The organism is Bradyrhizobium erythrophlei (assembly GCF_900129425.1).
Lineage (GTDB): Bacteria > Pseudomonadota > Alphaproteobacteria > Rhizobiales > Xanthobacteraceae > Bradyrhizobium > Bradyrhizobium erythrophlei_C.
Genome location: NZ_LT670817.1, coordinates 2363404 through 2382343, shown reverse-complemented (window position 1 = coordinate 2382343; position 18940 = coordinate 2363404). Strand labels below are relative to the sequence as shown.

Genomic DNA, 18940 nt, shown 5'->3' with positions numbered 1-18940 from the left:
CCCAGGTTACACAGCACCAGGGCCGTTGCGAGAGCGAACGCTACGGTCATTATCCGCATGCCTTGGCCTCCTTGCCACACACAGCCTAGATCCAACTCGGATATCCGGCGACATCCTACTTCGCGCCGCTGTTGAGGGGTATATCGGACATCAAAGACGCCTGATCCGCAATGTCTCATTTTATGAAGATTAGCGGCTGGCTGGCTTGGCGAAGCCGCGCGGCCCCTGGAGCGCCCTGCTGCCGACGATCCAGCGCAGCGCTCGCAACAAATAAAACGCCGCCTATGATTGCGGCGGGTTGGCTATCGCTTGTTACGGTCCGGCGGCTGATTAAACTACCAACGGTTGCGAGCGGTCTCAAAAAGGGGTTGCTGCGATGAAGATTTCCCGGCGGACTGCGACATTCGGTGGTTTACTACGCAAAGGCCGGACCTTGTTCTCGTCTCGCGCCTATTTGAAGGCTTCGACGATAACGCCCACATTTCGGTTGGATCGTTCGGTTCGTTAGTACCCATGGCGGTCATCTGTATGATCTCATCCCGCTGGTAAACAGGGGTGTGTAATGGCCTTTGATCGGCACAGTGACAATTCGGGTGACAGCCAATTTGTTGGAATCAGCAACGTCGACCCGCGCGGCTCTTATATTTCAGCCATTGACGGGCTTAGGGCGTTCGCAGTCCTGAGCGTGATGGCCTACCATTTAAAATCCGAATTTCTGCTTGGAGGGTTTGTTGGCGTCGACGTCTTCTTCGTGATCTCGGGTTACGTCGTCGCCAATTCGATCATCGGGCGTCATTTTGCTTCATTCAAGGAAGTCGCCTTGTATTTCTATGCACGCCGATTTCTAAGAATAATGCCCGCGCTGATTGTCATGCTGTTGATAGCCTCGATGGCTACGATCGCGTTTGTTCCCGATGCTTGGCTTAGCCAATCCAACCGCAATACCGCTTTTTTTGCATTTTTTGGTCTGAGCAATGTCCGACTAGCCCAGTCTGCCGATGATCACTATTTTGGTCCGCGGACGGACTTTAATCCGTTTGCGCATACATGGTCTCTGGGCCTCGAAGAGCAATTCTACCTTATCTTCCCGTTCATCATCGGAGCAGCACTTCTCTTTCCCGCATACAGACGCGCGGTCGTATGCAGTGCGCTTATCCTGTCTTTGCTATCGCTTGGGACTTCTGCCGTACTGACGAGCCGACACCCGGTTTTCAGCTTTTTTCAAATTCCCAGCAGATTTTGGGAACTCGGAATTGGCTTGCTGCTGGCTCTTACCTCGATCTCTTGGCGTCCGCGTTTCGATCGGGCTGGCATTGTGTTTCTCAACGTGCTGGGCGCTTGCTTTCTTGTACTTCTCACGTTTTCGTTTGTTTTCTGCGACGAGACCCATTTTCCGTTTCCCTGGGCGATTCCGCCGGCTGTGGCGACCGCCGGTCTGCTCATGGTGGTCAGCTGCAACCACCGAACGACAGTTTCTTCGATACTGTCGATGCGCTGGCTTTCCTTTATAGGCCTGCTCTCCTACTCGCTCTATCTCTGGCATTGGCCGGTCTATGTTCTTATGCGCTGGACGACCGGCCTGGAATCGCTGTCGGAGCAATTGACAGCGCTCCTTCTGACTTTCCTTGTGGCGACCGCGTCCTACTTTATGGTCGAACTGCCGGTCCGGTATTCGAAGCGTGTTTCGGCACTCCCCCGTGCTGCTGTCGTGGGGTTGTTTTGCTTTGCAACGATTTCGGCTGCTGCCCTCTCACGAGAGGCTTTTAAGCTTCAAAATCACATCTCGCTCAGCGTCACCTCACACGATGATAGCTGGAGCAATGCTCCCCCGGCAAATGTCGGTTGTGTGTTGTTCCTGAATGACGACGAAATCAGGTCTGATACGCCGTTTGCCTGTAAAGCGGCAAGCGGGCGTCAGATGCTGGTCGCGGGCGATTCTCATGCCGGCGCTTATGCAAGAATGCTCGCTCAGTTCTCAAATGATCAAGATATGCCGGTCGCCATCTATAGTAGCCCGGGCTGTGCCTTCATGAACTTTCGCGTGCCGATGCGGCGCCTCGAACGCAAATGCGCTCTGTTCGGCGAGGCGACGCGCAAGAATCTGCTGGCAAGGGCCAACTCGAGGACAATAGTTTTTTTGCCCAGCCTTAGGATTGATCGTCTGCGGGACCAATGGGGAGGATTTAGTGCGCCGATGCCTCAGGTCGGCGATGAGGCCGCCGACGAGGCGCGGACCTTGATTGAACGATTAAGCAATCGTGGCAGCATCGTTGTCATGGAAGCGCCGACACCAGTGTTCTGGTCCCCGCCATTTCGCTGTGCAGACTGGTTCAACCGGAATAACCCGATCTGCAGGAGGGGCTTCGTTACCAGTCGAAGCGAATTCGACGCCAGGCGAGCGATCGTTCTCGACCTGGAACGCTCTTTTTCCCGCACGATTAAGCGCGTGATGATCTGGGACGTGGGACCGACACTTTGCAGTGCGTCTTCCTGTAATGCGTTCGAGAATGGCAAGCCGCTATTCTACGATGGGGATCATTTGAGCGGGTATGGTAATGACGTGCTGTATCCGGTGTTCCGTCGTGAACTCATTCAGTTTCAGGACTCGATCTTTTCGGCAGGCCGCTGAACGGACATTGGGCAGTGCATCCTTGACTAGTGATCTCGACTTACAGAACTCGGATCAATCTGGCATCAGTGTTCGATCGATTTTGGCGGGCGGTACACGGCAGGGGCCTAATCGTTTTCACCGATTCTGACCCAACTCAGACTCCTCGCCGGACGGTCTGCTTGTCGTCACCGCTTCTGCCGGGCGCCGGCAGCCAGGTCCGTCGTCCTCGTCCTGCAAATGCCGTCCACCTCATCGACGATCGACCGCAACGTCATTTTTGCCGGTCGTAGTATTCCGTCATGGAGTGGGGATCGATCATCTGATCGGATCTGCGCCCAAGAAAGAAAAATCCGCTGGCGGCGTCCGCAACGGCGCGGCCGCGGGAGAATGCGTCGAAAAACCGGATCCAGAAGAACGGCAGGGAAATCAGCATTGACAGTTTGTTCCCCGCGCCGAGAGCACGGCAGAAATACCGGATCGACCACACCAGCGCCACGCCCGCGCCTCCGATCGGTCCGGCGCTGACTTCGGAAAATCGCTTGAACAGCCAACGATGACCGCTCTGCGTAAAGCGCGAGAAATCGTAGGCGCGCTCATGCACCTGCTGCATGAACGGCGTCTCGGCATAAACCAGCCCCCCGCGCCGAAGCACCCGATGAATTTCGTCAACGATTGTTGCGGGCTCCAGCACATGTTCGAGTACGGCCTGGACCCAAACGCCGTCGAACACCCCGTCTTCAAAAGGAAGCTTGTGGGCATCGGCCACCAGGGCGGTGTGCTGTGAGGCGTAGACATCGGTGCCGACCAGTTCGATGGAGCTATTACGGTAAAGTTCATTGGCACCGAGGCCGATGGTGCCGCCACCAATCACAAGGACGATGGGCCGCTCGGAGCCTTCCATCAGTAGCTCGATGAACTTTGCACAATTCGAGGCTGCGATCCGGTTGTTTCCAAGGGTAAACTGATGAAGCCGTGAGCCAAGCGAACGGCCCGTAACATCCCTTGGAAGCGCCGAGCCACGGTCGGCGCGGTACATCTCGCGGTCAAAAATGCTGGTTGCAAAATCGATCAGGACCGGTTGGGTGTCGACAAGTGGAAAGCCGGTCTCGCTATACTCGCAACTGGTGTCGGAGCAAGACGGATGACGGCCCAGATCCCGCAATGAGGATGCACAGCGAGGACAACGAAGGCGGCGCGTCCACCTCTTCGATCCCGCGGACGAACGATCGGCAACAGAAGACTCCAAGGGGTAACCTCATGGCAATGGTTCCACCATCGGAACCGGAATAGATGACAGCAACGCCATTAATTAAAGGGCGCTGTGCGGCGCAATAATGTCTGGGGTGCATGACAAGATCCGCACGCTGCTGGGTCGGAGCAAAGCCTGCAAACAGCCAGCGGCGACTGGTGTCGAGGTGCCCTCCTCGTCCATGCGACGCGCCGACAGGGTGATCGTATGGCGATGCCGGTGCGTTGCGACACCAGCCGCTCGCGCACCCGATGCAACGCCTGTAGATCCAGTTGCTCCGCGGTCCTGGTCGCCACGAACTTCATCGTCGGGCGCTGCACGGCTTCGGTGCGCCGACGCAGGCTTCCATGCCGATCAGGCAAGGCCGTATGTTGACAAGCCGCGCTTCCCACTTGGCCACGCGACCGCTTTTCTGCCTATACTAGCGGAATCAGCATGCTGACGCGTCCCAACCAATCACCGTCCGTAAGGCGGATTAGCCCCGAAGGGTGTACGCAAGGCGCGATCCAATGACAGTCTCTTGCAAGCGCCACCGCACCGAACCCTCGAGACAGGTGAGATGACGTCGATTTCCGATCGAGTTGCCGGGCCATCCCATGTGGGCGCAGCGGACGAAATGGTGCATGCCTTGCCGGCGCCGATTCTCCTTTCGCTTCCTGCCAGCGGTGTGCGCGAACTGCGGCTGGATCTTTTTCGCGGCCTGGCACTGTGGCTGATCTTCATCGATCACGTATCGCCGGATGTCCTGACCTGGTTCACGATCCGCAGTTATGGATTCAGCGACGCCGCCGAAATCTTCATTTTTATCTCAGGCTATACCGCGGCGTTCGTCTACGGCCGTGCGATGTTCGAGTCCGGCTTCGAGATTGCGACCGCGCGCGTCCTGCGAAGGGTCTGGCAGATCTATGCCGCGCACGTGCTGCTGTTCGCGATCCTGGTTGCGGAAGTTTCCTACGTCGCCATCGGCCTGGAGAAGCCGTTTTACGCCAAGGAAATGGAGATACTGAATTTCCTCGACCAGCCCGGAAGCGCCATGGTTCAGGCTCTGCTGCTGAGATATCGCCCACTGAACATGGACGTCTTGCCGCTCTACATCGTGCTGATGCTGTTTCTGCCGCTCATTCTGAAGCTGATCAAATGGCGCGCCGATCTCACGCTCGCAGCTTCGGTCGCGCTTTACGCGGCAGCCTGGCGGTACGATCTGCACCTGACGGCCTATCCGAACGGTTTCTGGTCCTTCAATCCCTTTGCGTGGCAATTGCTGTTCGTGTTCGGCGCCTGGTGCGCGTTGGGCGGCGCCCGGAGGATGTCGCGATTTTTGTCTTCGCCAGTCACGCTATGGATTTCGTTCGCCTATCTGCTCGCAGCGTTCTGCGTGACGCTGACCTGGTACTTCCCGCAGCTTGGTTACCTGATGCCGCACTGGCTCGAGCAATGGATGTATCCGATCGACAAGACCGATCTCGACGTGCTCAGGTTCGCGCACTTCCTGGCGCTGGCGGTTGTTGCCTTGCGTTTCGTCCCGGCGGGATGGCCGGGCCTGGAATCGCGCTGGCTGTGGCCCATGATCCTGTGCGGGCAACGTTCACTGGAGATTTTCTGCCTCGGCGTAGCCCTGGCGTTCGCGGGGTATTTCGTGCTGACGGAGGCTTCCGCCGGCCTTGGCCTGCATTTCCTGGTCGGTATCTGCGGCATCCTGATCATGTCCGCCGCCGCATGGTTGTTGTCATGGTACAAGCACTACGTCGACAAGGCCGGCCCGCGAACCAAACGCGCCGGCGGGCACGCCCAAATGGCCGGAGGAGGCCCATGAAGTCTGACCCGGGAGCCGTCCCAAGCCTTCGCCGAGAACTTCGCCCCGATCCCGCCAAAACCGTGGACGGTTGCAAAAGCTGATTTCAGTTATCCGGCAAACCAGTATAGTTGAAACTGTGCGACCCGTTGCGCCCATTTTCGCTAACGGGAATTGATGCACTGCAAAATACAGGAATCGACCTGACTTTTTCGATCCGTCTTATAGCCCGCGCGCCGAAACTGATGATTGCGGCGCCGCCTTATCCAGTTAATTTCTGCAGGGGGAGCTCTTCTATTTTCCGCTGACCAGTTCGCTCCCTCGCGAAACTGCAATATTTCTACCACGACCATTTCAACGTATCGCCCAGCCTCCGACTTGCGAAGCGTGTTCACCACTGCCCTGACCGGGAGGTGTCACGTGTAACATCAGTCCGGGCCAGCATAAAAACCGACTCGACAGCCAACCGAATGAAACGGACCAGCAGTATGGCAAATCAAGACGTCGCTTCTCTCTCGCATGCCGTCGAGCGTGACCTCCGGCTCGATCTGTTCCGCGGCATCGGGCTGTGGATGATCTTCCTCGATCACATTCCGGACGACTTCGTTGCCTGGCTGACCCTGCGCAATTACGGCTTCAGCGATGCCGCCGAGTTCTTCGTGTTCATTTCCGGTTATCTGGCCGGCTACATCTATGGTCCGATCATACGCGCCGGGAATTTTCTCGCTGCCCTCAAGCGGCTGTGGACACGCGTCTGGCAGATGTACGTTGCCCACATCATGCTGTTCCTGCTCTTCACGGCGCAGATCGCGCGCACGGTCAGGAAATTCGACAATCCGATGTACGAAGACGAGTTCAATGTTCACAATTTTCTCCAGCACCCGGACGTTCTGATCGGGCAGGCGCTGACGCTGCGCTACAAGCCGGTCGACCTCGACGTGCTGCCGCTCTACATATCGCTGATAGCCGCTTCACCGCTGATCCTGTGGTGCCTGTTGCGCCGCCCCAACTGGACCTTACTTGGCTCGATCCTGCTGTACATCGGGGCGCGCTGTTTCGACTGGAATCTCGCCTCATATCCGCCCGGCACGCACTGGTACTTCAATCCGTTCGCCTGGCAATTGATGTTCGTGTTCGCGGCATGGTGCGGCGTCGGAGGCATCAACCAACTGCAGGTCATTATCCAGTCGCGCACGGCGCTGATCCTGGCCGTGGCGTGGATGGCCTTCGCGTTCCTGATCGTGATGACCTGGCACGTCCCGTTCCTCGATGCCATGGTGCCGAAATGGATGATCAAGGCGATCTATCCGATCGACAAGACCGACCTCGATATGCTGCGTTTCACCCACTTCCTCGCGCTGGCGCTGGTGGTCTCCCGATATTTTCCGCGCAAATCGGAGATACTTACCTCCAAATGGCTGCGCCCGATGGTGCTGTGCGGTCAGCATTCGCTGCCGCTTTTTTGCTTCGGCGTATTCCTGTCCTTTGGCGCGCATTGGATCCTGGTTCAGCACGCCCAGGGCGGCGCGCGCGCGCTTTGGATGCAGCTGCTCGTCAGCGTCGGCGGCATCCTGATCATGATCGGGCTCGCGTGGATTCTGGACCGGGCCGAAAAGGTCCCCAGCCTGTTCGTCGATGCGAGCGTCCCCGATCTGCCCGAGGCGGCCACCAAACCGGGCACCGCGTGATCCCGTGGCTGGAGCAGGCTGCGCGATACCAAGACAAGTGAGCCATGGTGGTTGAGGCATGGCGGTTGCAGCAATCAGTGGATTCCCGTCTTCAGGGACCCGCGAAGAGGAGAGCCGCGCGTTCGTGGATCTCAATTCTTGAGGATTGTGTCATCATTCGTCGGAGGAGCCAGCCTATGTCCTTACTCCCGATCAAACGTCTGATCGTTGTCGGCAGCATACTTGTGTTTTCGATCGGCACGGCACGGGCGCAGACGCCCTCGCCCGAAGCCATGGCGGCGGCGCGCGACCTGGTTACTACGCTGAAGCTTTCCGATCAGTACAAGGCGCTTCTGCCGGTCATTCTGCTGGGTCTCAAGCCCGCTTTGGTACAGGACAGGCCGGAAATCGAACGTGACTACAACGCGATGATGCCCACGATCGCGGATGCGTACACCCCCTATTACAACGCGATGGTCGATGGCATCGCCACGGTCTATGCCAACAGCTTTTCGGTGGACGAGCTTCATCAGATAGCGGCGTTCTATCGTCAGCCCGTGGGTCAGAAATTCCTCGGAAAATCGCAGGCGATCTTGCAGCAGAGTGCGCAGATTGGCGAGGACACCGGTCGCAAGGCGGCTGAGGATTTGAAAACGAGCTTGACCCAGGCGCTTCGCCAGAAAGGGCACAAGTTGTGACGACACGGCGACCGGGACCGCGTGTCAGGTCAGGCGCGTTCTCCCGACAAGTGTCCCGGCTTCATTTTGCGACCGGACCTGACCTGAGTGTCTGTCCGGAGAGTTCTTGAATCATATGAATCATCTGTGATTCAAGAGTGGTGGCCTGATTCGAGGAGGGGTCACCGATGTGGACGAGCAAGAATCGCGCCCGATACGACCGCAGCATGTTGCGCTATCCGAGCGATCTGACCGACGACGAATGGAGACTGGTCGAACCGCTGATCCCGCCGGGCAAGACTGGCGGTGGCAAGCGCACGGTGATCATGCGGGAGGTGGTGAACGGCCTCATGTACATTCTCTCGACCGGCTGTCAGTGGCGCGCGATCCCGAAGGACCTGCCGCCGAAAAGCTCGGTCCACGACTACTTCGACCTGTGGACCTATGACGGCACATTGGAACGAATCCACGATGCGCTCTATCAGCAGTGTCGAGAACAAGCCCAGCGGAAAGCCAGTCCGACTGCCGCCATCATCGATAGCCAGAGCGTGAAAAGCGCGGAAAAAGGGGGGCGTTCATTGATCCGCACGGCTACGATGCGGGCAAGAAGATCAAGGGCAAGAAGCGGCACATTCTTGTCGACACAGTAGGTCTCCTGCTCCACGCCGTCGTTCATCCGGCCGACATCCAGGATCGCGATGGCGGCGCTCTCGTCATGACGACATTGTTCGGGATGTTTCCGTTTTTGAAGAAGCTGTTCGTCGATAGCGGATATAAAGGACCGAAATTTGCCAATGCGCTTGCGAAACTTCGACCGCATATCGAGATCGAAATCGTCAAACGTTCCGATCAGGTCAGCAGCTTCGTGGTGTTGCCCAAACGCTGGATCGTCGAGCGCACCATTGCGTGGCTCAACCGCTGCCGCCGCCTGGCCAAGGATTGGGAGTGCCTCAACCGAAAGGCGTTGGCGTTCTTGCGACTCGCCTCAATCCGCTTCATGCTCAGAAAACTCTGCAATCCGGCCTGAAGTCTCCGGACAGACACTGAGACTGTACTCGGCCGAAGCGCGGTCGCTGGTCGCACTTGCCACGGGCCGGGTCAACGCCCGGCGGTCCTTGACGTAGGCGATGGTAACGCCGAGCCGTTCGACCGCGCCGACGATCTCGCCGTCGAGATCCCTGTCGCAATTCAGTTGCGTTGGCGCGATGAAAAACTGGGACTGTTTCCATTCCGGCATGAAATCCCAATGCAGTTGCGGCAGCGTGACCGCCTTCTCGAACGGCAGGCGTTCGCCGCACACCGCGACGGAATAGACCTCCGTTGACCAATTCGCATCGCCCGGCGCGGTGCGGCGCAGATAGGCTTCCAGCTGACCGATAGCCTCGGGCATGCTGCTGAACCAGTAGTCGAGGTCGTAGCGTCGTGATGCCCCTTCGAGACCTCCGACCAAGGAGTTGTAAAACAGGTATTCGTAGGGGTGCAGCCTGATCAGGGTCACGGCGTCCCAGAGGAAGCCTGCGGTTACGATCGCGAGCCCGCCGGAAGCAGCCATGCGACCGCGCGTCGTGAGCGCCGCAAGAGCCTTGTCGAGACCGATACCTGCCAGCACCGCCAGCGCCGGGATCAAAAACAGAAAATGGCGCATTCCGGTGAATGCCGGGCCGCGCCAGATCACCTGGCAGGCCAGCGGAAAAATGACCATCAGCGAGACCAGGGTGATCGCCCTGTGCTGTCCGGAATTCGATGCGCGACCCGGCAATCCGGCGGATATCATCGCCAGCGCAGCACCGAACAGCATCAGGAGCGGCACTCGGATCGCAATGTAGATCGGCACATAAAGCCGCGGCACATCCGCCATCTCGTAGATCTGGCCGACGAGGACCGTCCGGATGGAGTAGTTGAATTCGGAGAATGCGAGCAGGCCGCGAATCGGATTGAGCGGTGCCAGCGCCGCCCAGGGCCAGGCCAGGATCATGATGACATAGGCCAGCGTCAGCGCCGGCAGCATCGATACCAGCGATTTGACCGCAAAGCGCAGCCGCGTGCCGTCGCGGTCTCGCCAGGGCAGGTACAGGACGATGGCAAAGCCGACATATATCGCCAGCAGCAAACCGATCACCCGTTCGCCGCACGCAGCGCCGGCCAGCAGGCCAAAGGCTGCGATGTCGCCGGCGCGTGGCGACGGCAGCAGACGTGCGATGCGGATCAAAAACAGCGTCGCTCCGATCATCGCGGCGGCAAAGGGAATGTCCTTGGTATGGTTGAACATTGAGCCATACCAGGCGCCGCACAAGGTCAGGCTGGTCGCGGCGATCAGGCCCGCGCGCGGACCCGCGATCAGCCGCCCTGTCGCCGCGGCCGCACCGATCCCGCCGATACCCATCAGGGCGCAGACGATATGACGCAGATCGTAGGGATCGACCGGGACCAGATGACTGAGGCCGACGGCAATGATATCGAACATGCCTCCATAGAGATAAAGGTTCTGGAAGCTGAAGAGGCTCTGGTCCCGGAAGCCGCTCGTATAGTAGGCGATGATCAATTCGCCGTATTGATGCTGCACTCCTTCATCGTTGGAGATCGCATAGCCCTTGTAGGTCAGCAGCGCGACGAACACGAGCGTCGCCAGGAGCATGACGGTGGCGATATCATGGGGCTCGAAGCGCGCGATCCATCGTATCGCGTCTCGGGGGGACAGAGCTCTCTTCGCAACGCCGGAAATGTATCCCCCGGCTGGCATCAACTCGGTCATATGTTCTCGGGTCCGGGTCTCATTGGGCGCAGAATTTGTGCGAACCCGTAAATATCCGCCATGCTCGTCGAAATACGCAATCGCGGGCAAATGAAAGGGCACTTTCGGCTACGTTAGTTGTCCTGCGAGAAGGGAGTCAATCTCCCCCGCGGGAATGTCGGCTCATGGCACGTCGCGACATTTCGCTGCGCCGCGGGAATTTGGGCGCCATCGGGGGCATAGCAGCCATCGAGCAAGCCGCGCCGGTCAAGTTCGGGATCATCAAGGGTATTCCCGAACGTACCGAAAAGTGGCACCACACGCCTGACGTCTGAAGCGTTGGGTTTCCGGTACGGGAGCAAATCATGATGATCCTTCACCACGGCTGGCGCTCGAGCGCCTCGCGGCGGGTGCGGTTGTGCCTGGAGGAAAAGGGCCTCAGCTATCAGGGCCATCACGTCGACATGGCGAAGCTGGAACATCATTCGCCGGAATATCTCAAGATCAACCCGAACGGCGTGATCCCGACGCTGATCCATGACGGCAGGCCGCTGCACGAGAGCGGCACCATCTGCGAATATCTCGACGAAAGCTTTCCCGATCCGCCGCTGCGCCCGGAGGCGCCTTACGAGCGCGCGCTGATGCGCAACTGGATCCGGCACATCGACGGTCTGATCCACAATCTCATCATCTTCAACTGGCGGCATCATTTGCAGAAGACGGCACAGCAATGGTCGGATGAGGAACTGGCCGAGATGCTCAAGAAGGTCCCGAGCAAGGAACGCCAGGAATCCTGGCTGCGGGTGGCGCGAAAACCCTATACCGAGGAAGAACGCGCTGCGGCGCGGGCCAAACTGGTGACGCTGTTGCTGGACCGGATGGAGGAAGCCCTGAAGCCGTCGGGCTGGCTGGTGGGCAAGGCCTATTCGATCGCGGATATCTCGGCGGTGCCTTTCGTCAAGCGGATCGACGAGGAAATCGCGCCGGACGAAATGAGCGCCCAGAAACATCCCCGCGTTGCCGACTGGTGGACGACGATACAGGCCCGGCCGGCCTTCGCGCGGGCGAATTTCGGTCCGTTTCTGGAATCGTGAGGTTGGCTTGTTGCGGCAGACTCGGTGCACCTCTCCCGCTTGTGGGAGAGGCATAGGCCGCCTTCGGCGGCCGTTCTTGGAAAAGAACGCCGAAGCAAAAAGCTTCGGCTACGTCGCATCGATAGATGCGATCCGGGTGAGGGGTTAAGGTCTATCGATAGACCTGAACCCCTCACCCCAACCCTCTCCCACAAGGGGAGAGGGAGTTCACCGCCATTGCCGCGGCACCGAACCAATGCTTCAATCCGGTCGATGTAGATCAAACTCCAACCACCGAAAGCCACGCCGATGCTGGATGTCCCCAAAAACAACGAAAACAAGAAATCAGACAAATCCCACGCCGACGGCAAGATCCTCCAAAGCGTCGCTGACGGCGTCGGGGTCATCACCTTCAACAATCCCGACAAGCGCAATGCGATGTCGCTCGACATGTGGGAGGGGCTCGGCCACGCGCTGGTGGAACTGCGCGACGATCCCGAGGTGCGGGTGGTGATCCTGGTCGGCGCCGGCGACAAGGCGTTCGTCTCGGGCGCCGATATCAGCCAATTCGAGAAAACCCGCCACAACGCCGCGGCCTCGGAGGAATATTCCAAGCGCAGCGCCGCGCAGCGCGCTTTGCTGGCGAACTACCCGAAACCGATCATCGCCTGCATCCACGGCTTCTGCCTCGGCGGCGGCATGCAGGTGGCGATGGCGGCGGATATCCGCATCGCCGCCGAGCACAGCCAGTTCGGGATTCCCGCCGCCAAGCTCGGCATCGCCTATGGCTATGACGGATTGCGCAATCTGGTCTCGCTGGTCGGCCCGTCCTGGGCGCGGCTCCTGATGTACACGGGCATGCGGATCGACTCCGCCGAAGCAGTGCGGATCGGCCTGATCGACCGCATGGTGCCCGACACCGAGCTGTGGGGCGCGACCATGGAGATCGCCCGCACCATTTCCGGCAACGCGCCCTTGGCGATCCAGGCCGCCAAGATCACCATCGCGCAGGTGCTGAAAGACCCCGGCGAGCGCGACATGGACGCGATCAAGCAGGCCGGCATCGCCTGCATGGACAGCGAAGATTTTCGCGAGGGCCGCCGCGCGTTCATGGAAAAGCGCAAGCCGGAGTTCAGGGGGCGGTAGTCCCCGTCGTCGTCATTCCGGCGATGCGCAAGCATCGAACCCGGAATCCAGAGATGATCTCGAGATTTCCGGGTTCATCGCTCGGCGATGCCCCGGAACGACGTTGCGACCAATTTATGATTTTCAGCCAGTGTAGCCCGGATGAGCGAAGACCGTATGTCCTTCCCTGACCGAGGCGACTCGCCCTCAATGCTGTAGCGAGGGTTACCCGGATAGGCCGGGTAGAGCCTCAGGCAAGGAGGACGAGTCATGGCGGATTGTAGCGAAGTTTTCGTTGGTCTTGATACCTCGAAGTTGCGCAATGCAGTGGCAATTGCGGAGGGCGGGCGGAACGGCGAGGTGCGGTATCTCGGCGAGATTGAGAACACGGAGGCGGCGACGTGCAAGCTGGTGAAGAAGCTTGCGGCGCAGCATCGGCGACTGACGTTCTGCTATGAGGCCGGGCCGACCGGGTATGATCTGCACCGGTTGATCAAAACCCTCGGCCACGAGTGTGTGGTAGTGGCGCCATCGCTGATCCCGAAGAAGCCGGGCGATCGGGTGAAGACCAATCGGCGTGACGCGCTCAATCTGGCCAAGCTGTTGCGCGCGGGCGAACTGACCGCGGTCTGGGTTCCGGATGCGCGGCACGAGGCGATGCGGGACCTGGTGCGGGCGCGCGAGGCTGCTGTCGCCGACCTCAAATCCAAACGCCAGCAGGTTTTGTCGTTGCTGCTGCGGCTCGGCCGGCATTATACGGGCAAGAGAACCTGGACTAGGGCCCATATGAACTGGCTGGTGAGCCAGAAGCTCGCCCACCGCGAACAACGCATCGCATTCGAGGAGATGCTGTTGGCGGTCCGGCAAGCCGACGAGCGCGTGATCCGGCTCGAGCGGGCGATCGCCGCAGCAGTGACGGACTGGTCGCTTGCAGAGGTGGTGAGGGCACTGATGGCCGTGCGCGGTCTCGATCTCATTTCGGCTACGATTTTTCTCGCCGAGATCGGCGACCTGTCGCGCTTTGCAACCCCGCGCCAATTGATGGCCTATCTTGGCTTGGTGCCGGGCGAAGAGTCGACTGGTGACAGGGTCTGGCGCGGCGGCATCACCAAGGCCGGCAACCACCGGGCGCGGCGCATTCTGGTGGAGTGCTCCTGGAGCTACCGCCATCCCCCACGCGTCGGCAAGAAGAAGCTTGGCAAGGTGGAAGCCGCACCGCCCGCCGTCCAGGAGATCGCTTGGAAGGCGCAGGCGCGCCTGACCGCGCGCTACCGCGCATTGGCACGGCGTGGCAAACGGCCGACCCTCGTGGTGACCGCGATTGCGCGTGAGCTGTCGGGCTTCATTTGGGCAGTCAGTCGCGCCATCGGCGCGCCGACGACGCCGGCGATGTGAGCGCAGCGACAGACCTGACAAGGAGCCAGCGCCGGGCGCAATCCGGACAAATATCGTGCAACGGCGGGGGCGAAGCCACGGCAGGGGAATTCCCGATTTCGCTTTGTGGCCGATCAAACGATCGACGCCCGCGCGTAGACAACGGACAGCCCCGGACGAAATCTCGGTGACCGGCCTTGTCACTTGCGTGTCCAGTCCTGTTCGCAAACATATTCTGATTTTCCGAAGACCCAAATCACTTTTATATTCACCGCCATCCAGTCCCACTCAGAGGGGCGTTGCGCAACGTCACCAGCGCGGGACGGGATGCGGTGGACGCGGATGGTGCTCCTGACGAGGGTGCTTGAGGCGGACGGCGAAGACGTGTGGTCCTGACACCCCGACGCTGGTGTCAAGTCGGGGGAGGCAACTCCGCCGGCGACGGTGGCAAGAAAGCCGATCACCGGGGAGAGCACGGTATAAGCCGTAAACCATTGCGCGGGGAATGCCGGGTGATTCCGGTGTGACCTGACTACGCGTGTGCTCTCTACCACTATCTCTGCACGCGCGGTTCTCGGGCGCATCGGGCGCCCGGCATTCCCTGCGCCCTCTGATTGGAGAGGGCGGAACGAACCGGCCAAACCTCGCGCAACACATGCGGCGAGATTGCGGAGTTGTGTCCGGCCGTCATTGCGAGGAGCGAAGCGACGAAGCAATCCACTCTTTCTTATTGTAGCCCCATGGATTGCTTCGCTTCGCTCGCAATGACGGCATAAATGGCACGCTTCGCTTTGCCCACCCTACGCAACCTACAACGCCGCCAGCACCGCCTTGGCGATATCCGCCGTACCGTTGCGGCCGCCGAATTCCATCGGCTTGATTCCGTCGGCATAGACCTTGTCGACCGCGCGCTCGATGCTTTCAGCCGCTTCGGCGGCCTGCTCGATTCCGTGCTTGTCGGCGAGCCAGTCCAGCATCATCGCGGCGGAGAGAATCATCCCGGTCGGATTGGCCTTGCCCTGCCCCATGATATCGGGCGCGGTGCCGTGGCATGGCTGAAACACGGCGTGACGGTCGCCGATGTCGGCCGACGGCGCCATGCCCATGCCGCCGATCAAACCGGCGGTCATGTCGGAGAGAATATCGCCGAACATGTTCTCCATCACCATCACGTCGAAATCCCAGGGCCGCTTCACCAGCAGCGCCGAGCAGGCGTCGACATAGAGCCGGTCGGTCTTGACGTCCGGGTGGCGCTTCGCGGCCTCGTCGAACATCTCGCGGAAGAACGCAAACGCCTTGAACACATTGGCCTTGTCGACGCAGGTAAGCTGACCCGGCTTTCCCCGCGCCTTGCGGCGTTCGGCGAGACGGAAGGAAAATTCGAACAGCCGCTCCGACGTCTTGCGCGTGATCACCAGCGTCTCGCGCGCTTCGGTGTCGGTGACGACGCCCTTCCCCATCGAGGCGAACAGGCCTTCGGTGGATTCGCGGATTACGACGAGGTCGATGCCGCGCGCATCGGCGCCGACGATCGGGCTCGGCACGCCCGGGATCAGCCGCGCCGGCCGCACGCCGGCATAGAGGTCGAAATGAAAGCGCAACTCCACCTGCGGCATGATCTCGGTGTTATCGGGGTAGCGCACCGACGGCAGCCCGCAGGCGCCGAGCAGGATCGCGTCGGCTTCGTCGCACAGCCGCACAGTGCTCTCAGGCATCGACTTGCCGGTCGCAAGATACTCGTTGGCGCCGGCCGGCGCCTCGGTGAAGCGAAATTTCAGGTCCGTGGTTTGTTCGATTTTGCGCAGCACTTCGAGCGCCGGCGCCATCACCTCGGGGCCGATACCGTCGCCCGAGAGCACGGCGATGTGGAGTGCGTTGTTGGCGGACATGGGGGGATTCCTTATGACAGGCGAAAAGAGAAGCGATGAACTACTTCGTCATTGCGAGTGAAGCATCCAAAGCCGTCATTCCGGGGCGATGCGCAGCATCGAACCCGGAATCTCGAGATTCCGGGTCTGGTCCTTCGGACCATCCCGGAATGACAAGTGTAAATTGCTTCGCGGAGCCTGTCATCGGGCGGCGCTTCGCGCCGACCCTTTGCGCTCGCAATGACGGAGCCTTACGGCGTGAGCACGGCGCGGCCGACCAGCCGGCCCTTCTGCAGGTCGACCAGCGCCTCGTTGGCCTTGGCGAGCGGCATCGGCGTCACCGGTATGGGCGCGATCCTTTTGGTGCGCACGAGATCGAGCAATTCCTGCGTCTCCCGCAAGTTTCCGACATAGCTGCCCTGGATGGTGATCGCCTTGATCGGAATCAGCGGCAGCGCCCACGGCGCGCCGCCGCCGAACAGGCCGACGATCACGAGCTTGCCGCCCTTGGTCAGGCAGTCGAAGCCGAGCTGCGTGGTCTTGGGATTGCCGACGAGATCGATCACCGCGCGGATCGGTCCGCCAGCCTTTTTGGCGAGTTGCTCCAGCGCATCGGACGCGCTGCCGTCGACGGTCGCCAGCGCGCCGGCTTTTTCCGCGGCCTCGCGCTTGCGCGCGTCGATGTCGACCACGATGGCGCCCTTGCCGCCCATCGCCTTCAACAGCGACAGCGCCATCAGGCCGAGGCCGCCGGCGCCGAAGATCACGATCGGCGTATCGAAGCTGGACTCGACCTTCTTCAGCGCGCTGTAGGTGGTGACGCCGGAGCACGCATAGGGCGCCGCGGTGACGGGATCGAGCCCCCTGAGATTCAGGAGATAGCGCGGATGCGGCACCGTCATGTGGTCGGCATAGCCGCCGTCGCAATAGACGCCGAGGGACGCGGGCTTCGAGCACATGTTCTCCTCGCCGGCGAGACAGGTCTCGCATTTGCCGCAGCCGAGCCAGGGATAGACCAGCGCAATGTCGCCGACCTTGAGATCGCCGGCATCGGCCTTGGCATCCGGCCCGAGCGCAATGACTTCGCCGACAGTCTCATGCCCCATCGTCCGCGGCAGCGACACGCCACGATCCCTGAGCGACAGCGGTTTTCGTCCGTGGCCGAGATCGTAGCCGCCTTCCCAGATGTGGAGGTCGCTGTGGCAGACGCCGGCGGCCTTGACCTTGATCAGCACCTGCGTCCCCGACGGTTGCGGAGTCGGCTCGTCCACCTCCTGCAAGGGCGCGTTGAAATCGGTGACCTTGAAACTCTTCATCGCTTCTCTCCCGTCGATCGTTCTTGCTGTTGGATCAACCTTGCCACGCCTTCCCATGCAGCGTCGAGGCCTGCGGGTTCACGGCTCCCGCATGGCCGTCCGGCGGGGTCAGCCCCGATCCGCGGCCAGCGATTTCCCCGAGAAGGCCGCGATTTCATCTTCCGAGCGGCCGGTCTCCCTGAGGAATTCAAGCGTGTGCTCGCCGAGGGTGGCGATCCGCTTTCCCGCGGACACATTGGTTCCGGACATGCGGAACGGCAGGTTCAGGACCTTGAAGCTGCCTCCACCATCGTTGACTTCGGACAAAGCCCCGCGATGGGCGATTTGCGGATCGCGCAGGGCTTCGGCCACCGTGCGGTAGGCCGAACAGGGAACGCCATGACCATTCAGTTCGACCAGGCATTGTTCGGTCGTGAGCCGGCGCGACCAGGTCTCGACCCCGTTCATCAGATCTTCCCAATTGTCGCGGCGGTCGGCATATCTGGCAAAGCGCGGGTCGGCGATAAACTCCGGATGACCGGCTGCCTTGACCAGGCTCTGGAACGTCTTCTCGCTGGCCACCGCGACCATCACATATCCATCCGCGGTCTCGAGCGGCCCGAACATCGGCCGCTTGGGCAGGCTCACCTCGAATTGCGACCACTGCAATTCGTTCAAGGTCAGGCTGAGCATGGATTCCAGCATCGAGACGTCGATGTGCTGACCCTTTTGAGTGCCGTGACGCTGATACAACGCCGCCGAAATCGCCCCGAACGCATAGACACCCGTGACCACATCGGCGTGATAGATACCGCAATAGTCAGGCCGGGTTCGCCCGGGCTGGTACGACAGGTGGGCCATATCGTAACCGGAAGCGGCATGGATGACCGGCGCGTAGGCCGGCAGCTCGGCGGACGGACCTGTCTGGCCGTATCCGGAAATCGAGCAATAGATCAGTTTCGGGTTGAGCTCTCGCAGCGAGCCATAGTCGAGCTTCAGTCTTCGCATCACCCCCGGGCGAAAATTCTCGACCAGGATATCGCTGCCGGCGACAAGCCGGTGGATGATGTCGATCGCGTCTGGCGATTTCAGGTCGAGCACGAGACTCTTCTTGCCGACATTGAGCTGGCCGAACACGGTGCTGCAGCTGTTGCGAAGCGGCGGACGGGTTCGCATCGTCTCGCCTTCGACCGCCTCGATCTTGATGACCTCCGCCCCCATGTCGGCCAGCATCCGGGTGCAATGCGGACCGGCGATCGTGGTCGAAAAATCCAGCACGCGAAGGCCCTGAAAACTCTTCGTCAAATTACCCTCATCGATTCCCGCTATCGTCATTTTTCGAAAACTCCCCGCGGCCTTCCGTACCGCCGGCCGCGGTGGGACCCTAAATTGCGCGGCTCGGTCAGGGAAGCTTTCTGGCGCGTGCCGGTTTGAAACCAGCCAGCCGGATTTCCATTTGATGCAACACAGAAACTGGA

14 protein-coding genes and 1 pseudogene are annotated in these 18940 nt (G+C 60.4%); 9 read left to right on the top strand and 6 right to left on the bottom strand.

Annotated elements, in window-relative coordinates; translation table 11 throughout:
* Nucleotides 1–562: 562 nt before the first annotated feature.
* Entirely contained in the window at nucleotides 563–2629 is a 2067-nt protein-coding gene (locus B5527_RS11160) for an acyltransferase family protein (RefSeq protein WP_079601333.1), read from the top strand.
* A gap of 253 nt (nucleotides 2630–2882) precedes the next feature.
* On the opposite strand, the gene B5527_RS11155 is transcribed toward B5527_RS11160, so the two are convergent.
* On the bottom strand, nucleotides 2883–3647 hold the full coding sequence (locus tag B5527_RS11155; protein ID WP_154072162.1) for a class I SAM-dependent methyltransferase: 765 nt from the start codon (nucleotides 3645–3647) through the stop codon (nucleotides 2883–2885).
* Between the two features lie 425 nt (nucleotides 3648–4072).
* Nucleotides 4073–4273, bottom strand: a pseudogene (locus B5527_RS43700) (IS110 family transposase); the annotation flags it as partial.
* Between the two features lie 146 nt (nucleotides 4274–4419).
* Between B5527_RS43700 and B5527_RS11150 the strand changes: the two are divergent.
* The 4 genes from B5527_RS11150 to B5527_RS11135 all read left to right on the top strand — a co-directional run bounded on the left by B5527_RS11150 (nucleotide 4420) and on the right by B5527_RS11135 (nucleotide 9023).
* Complete coding sequence (locus B5527_RS11150) at nucleotides 4420–5673, top strand: OpgC domain-containing protein (protein ID WP_079601331.1); 1254 nt, start codon at nucleotides 4420–4422, stop codon at nucleotides 5671–5673.
* Between the two features lie 467 nt (nucleotides 5674–6140).
* Complete coding sequence (locus tag B5527_RS11145; RefSeq protein ID WP_079601330.1) at nucleotides 6141–7340, top strand: OpgC domain-containing protein; 1200 nt, start codon at nucleotides 6141–6143, stop codon at nucleotides 7338–7340.
* Nucleotides 7341–7516: 176 nt separating this feature from the next.
* The gene (locus B5527_RS11140; protein WP_154072161.1) at nucleotides 7517–8017 is read left to right on the top strand and encodes a DUF2059 domain-containing protein; all 501 of its coding nucleotides are present in this window, start codon (nucleotides 7517–7519) and stop codon (nucleotides 8015–8017) included.
* Nucleotides 8018–8184: 167 nt separating this feature from the next.
* A protein-coding gene (locus tag B5527_RS11135) for an IS5 family transposase (protein ID WP_154072160.1) occupies nucleotides 8185–9023 on the top strand; the annotation gives its coding sequence in 2 pieces (ribosomal slippage) (nucleotides 8185–8572 and nucleotides 8572–9023; 840 coding nt in all).
* Here B5527_RS11135 and B5527_RS11130 read toward each other — a convergent pair.
* Complete coding sequence (locus B5527_RS11130) at nucleotides 8982–10748, bottom strand: glycosyltransferase family 39 protein (protein ID WP_154072159.1); 1767 nt, start codon at nucleotides 10746–10748, stop codon at nucleotides 8982–8984. The genes B5527_RS11135 and B5527_RS11130 overlap by 42 nt on opposite strands.
* 164 nt (nucleotides 10749–10912) lie before the next feature.
* Between B5527_RS11130 and B5527_RS43695 the strand changes: the two genes are divergently transcribed.
* The 4 genes from B5527_RS43695 (at nucleotide 10913) to B5527_RS11115 (ending at nucleotide 14320) form a co-directional block, all read left to right on the top strand.
* Entirely contained in the window at nucleotides 10913–11062 is a 150-nt protein-coding gene (locus tag B5527_RS43695) for a hypothetical protein (RefSeq protein WP_154072158.1), read from the top strand.
* A 30-nt stretch (nucleotides 11063–11092) separates the two neighbouring features.
* On the top strand, nucleotides 11093–11821 hold the full coding sequence (locus tag B5527_RS11125) for a glutathione S-transferase family protein (protein WP_197689298.1): 729 nt from the start codon (nucleotides 11093–11095) through the stop codon (nucleotides 11819–11821).
* A 288-nt stretch (nucleotides 11822–12109) separates the two neighbouring features.
* The gene (locus B5527_RS11120) at nucleotides 12110–12946 is read left to right on the top strand and encodes an enoyl-CoA hydratase (protein WP_079601329.1); all 837 of its coding nucleotides are present in this window, start codon (nucleotides 12110–12112) and stop codon (nucleotides 12944–12946) included.
* A gap of 249 nt (nucleotides 12947–13195) precedes the next feature.
* Complete coding sequence (locus tag B5527_RS11115; RefSeq protein ID WP_079601220.1) at nucleotides 13196–14320, top strand: IS110 family transposase; 1125 nt, start codon at nucleotides 13196–13198, stop codon at nucleotides 14318–14320.
* Between the two features lie 788 nt (nucleotides 14321–15108).
* On the opposite strand, the gene B5527_RS11110 is transcribed toward B5527_RS11115, so the two are convergent.
* The 3 genes from B5527_RS11110 to B5527_RS11100 all read right to left on the bottom strand — a co-directional run bounded on the left by B5527_RS11110 (nucleotide 15109) and on the right by B5527_RS11100 (nucleotide 18797).
* A complete protein-coding gene (locus B5527_RS11110; protein WP_079601328.1) occupies nucleotides 15109–16188 on the bottom strand; it encodes an isocitrate/isopropylmalate dehydrogenase family protein in 1080 nt (359 codons plus the stop codon).
* 230 nt (nucleotides 16189–16418) lie between these two features.
* The gene (locus tag B5527_RS11105; RefSeq protein WP_079601327.1) at nucleotides 16419–17483 is read right to left on the bottom strand and encodes an alcohol dehydrogenase; all 1065 of its coding nucleotides are present in this window, start codon (nucleotides 17481–17483) and stop codon (nucleotides 16419–16421) included.
* Nucleotides 17484–17591: 108 nt separating this feature from the next.
* Nucleotides 17592–18797 (bottom strand): CaiB/BaiF CoA transferase family protein, encoded by a 1206-nt coding sequence (locus tag B5527_RS11100; protein WP_079601326.1) that lies wholly within the window; start codon nucleotides 18795–18797, stop codon nucleotides 17592–17594.
* Nucleotides 18798–18940: the final 143 nt, after the last annotated feature.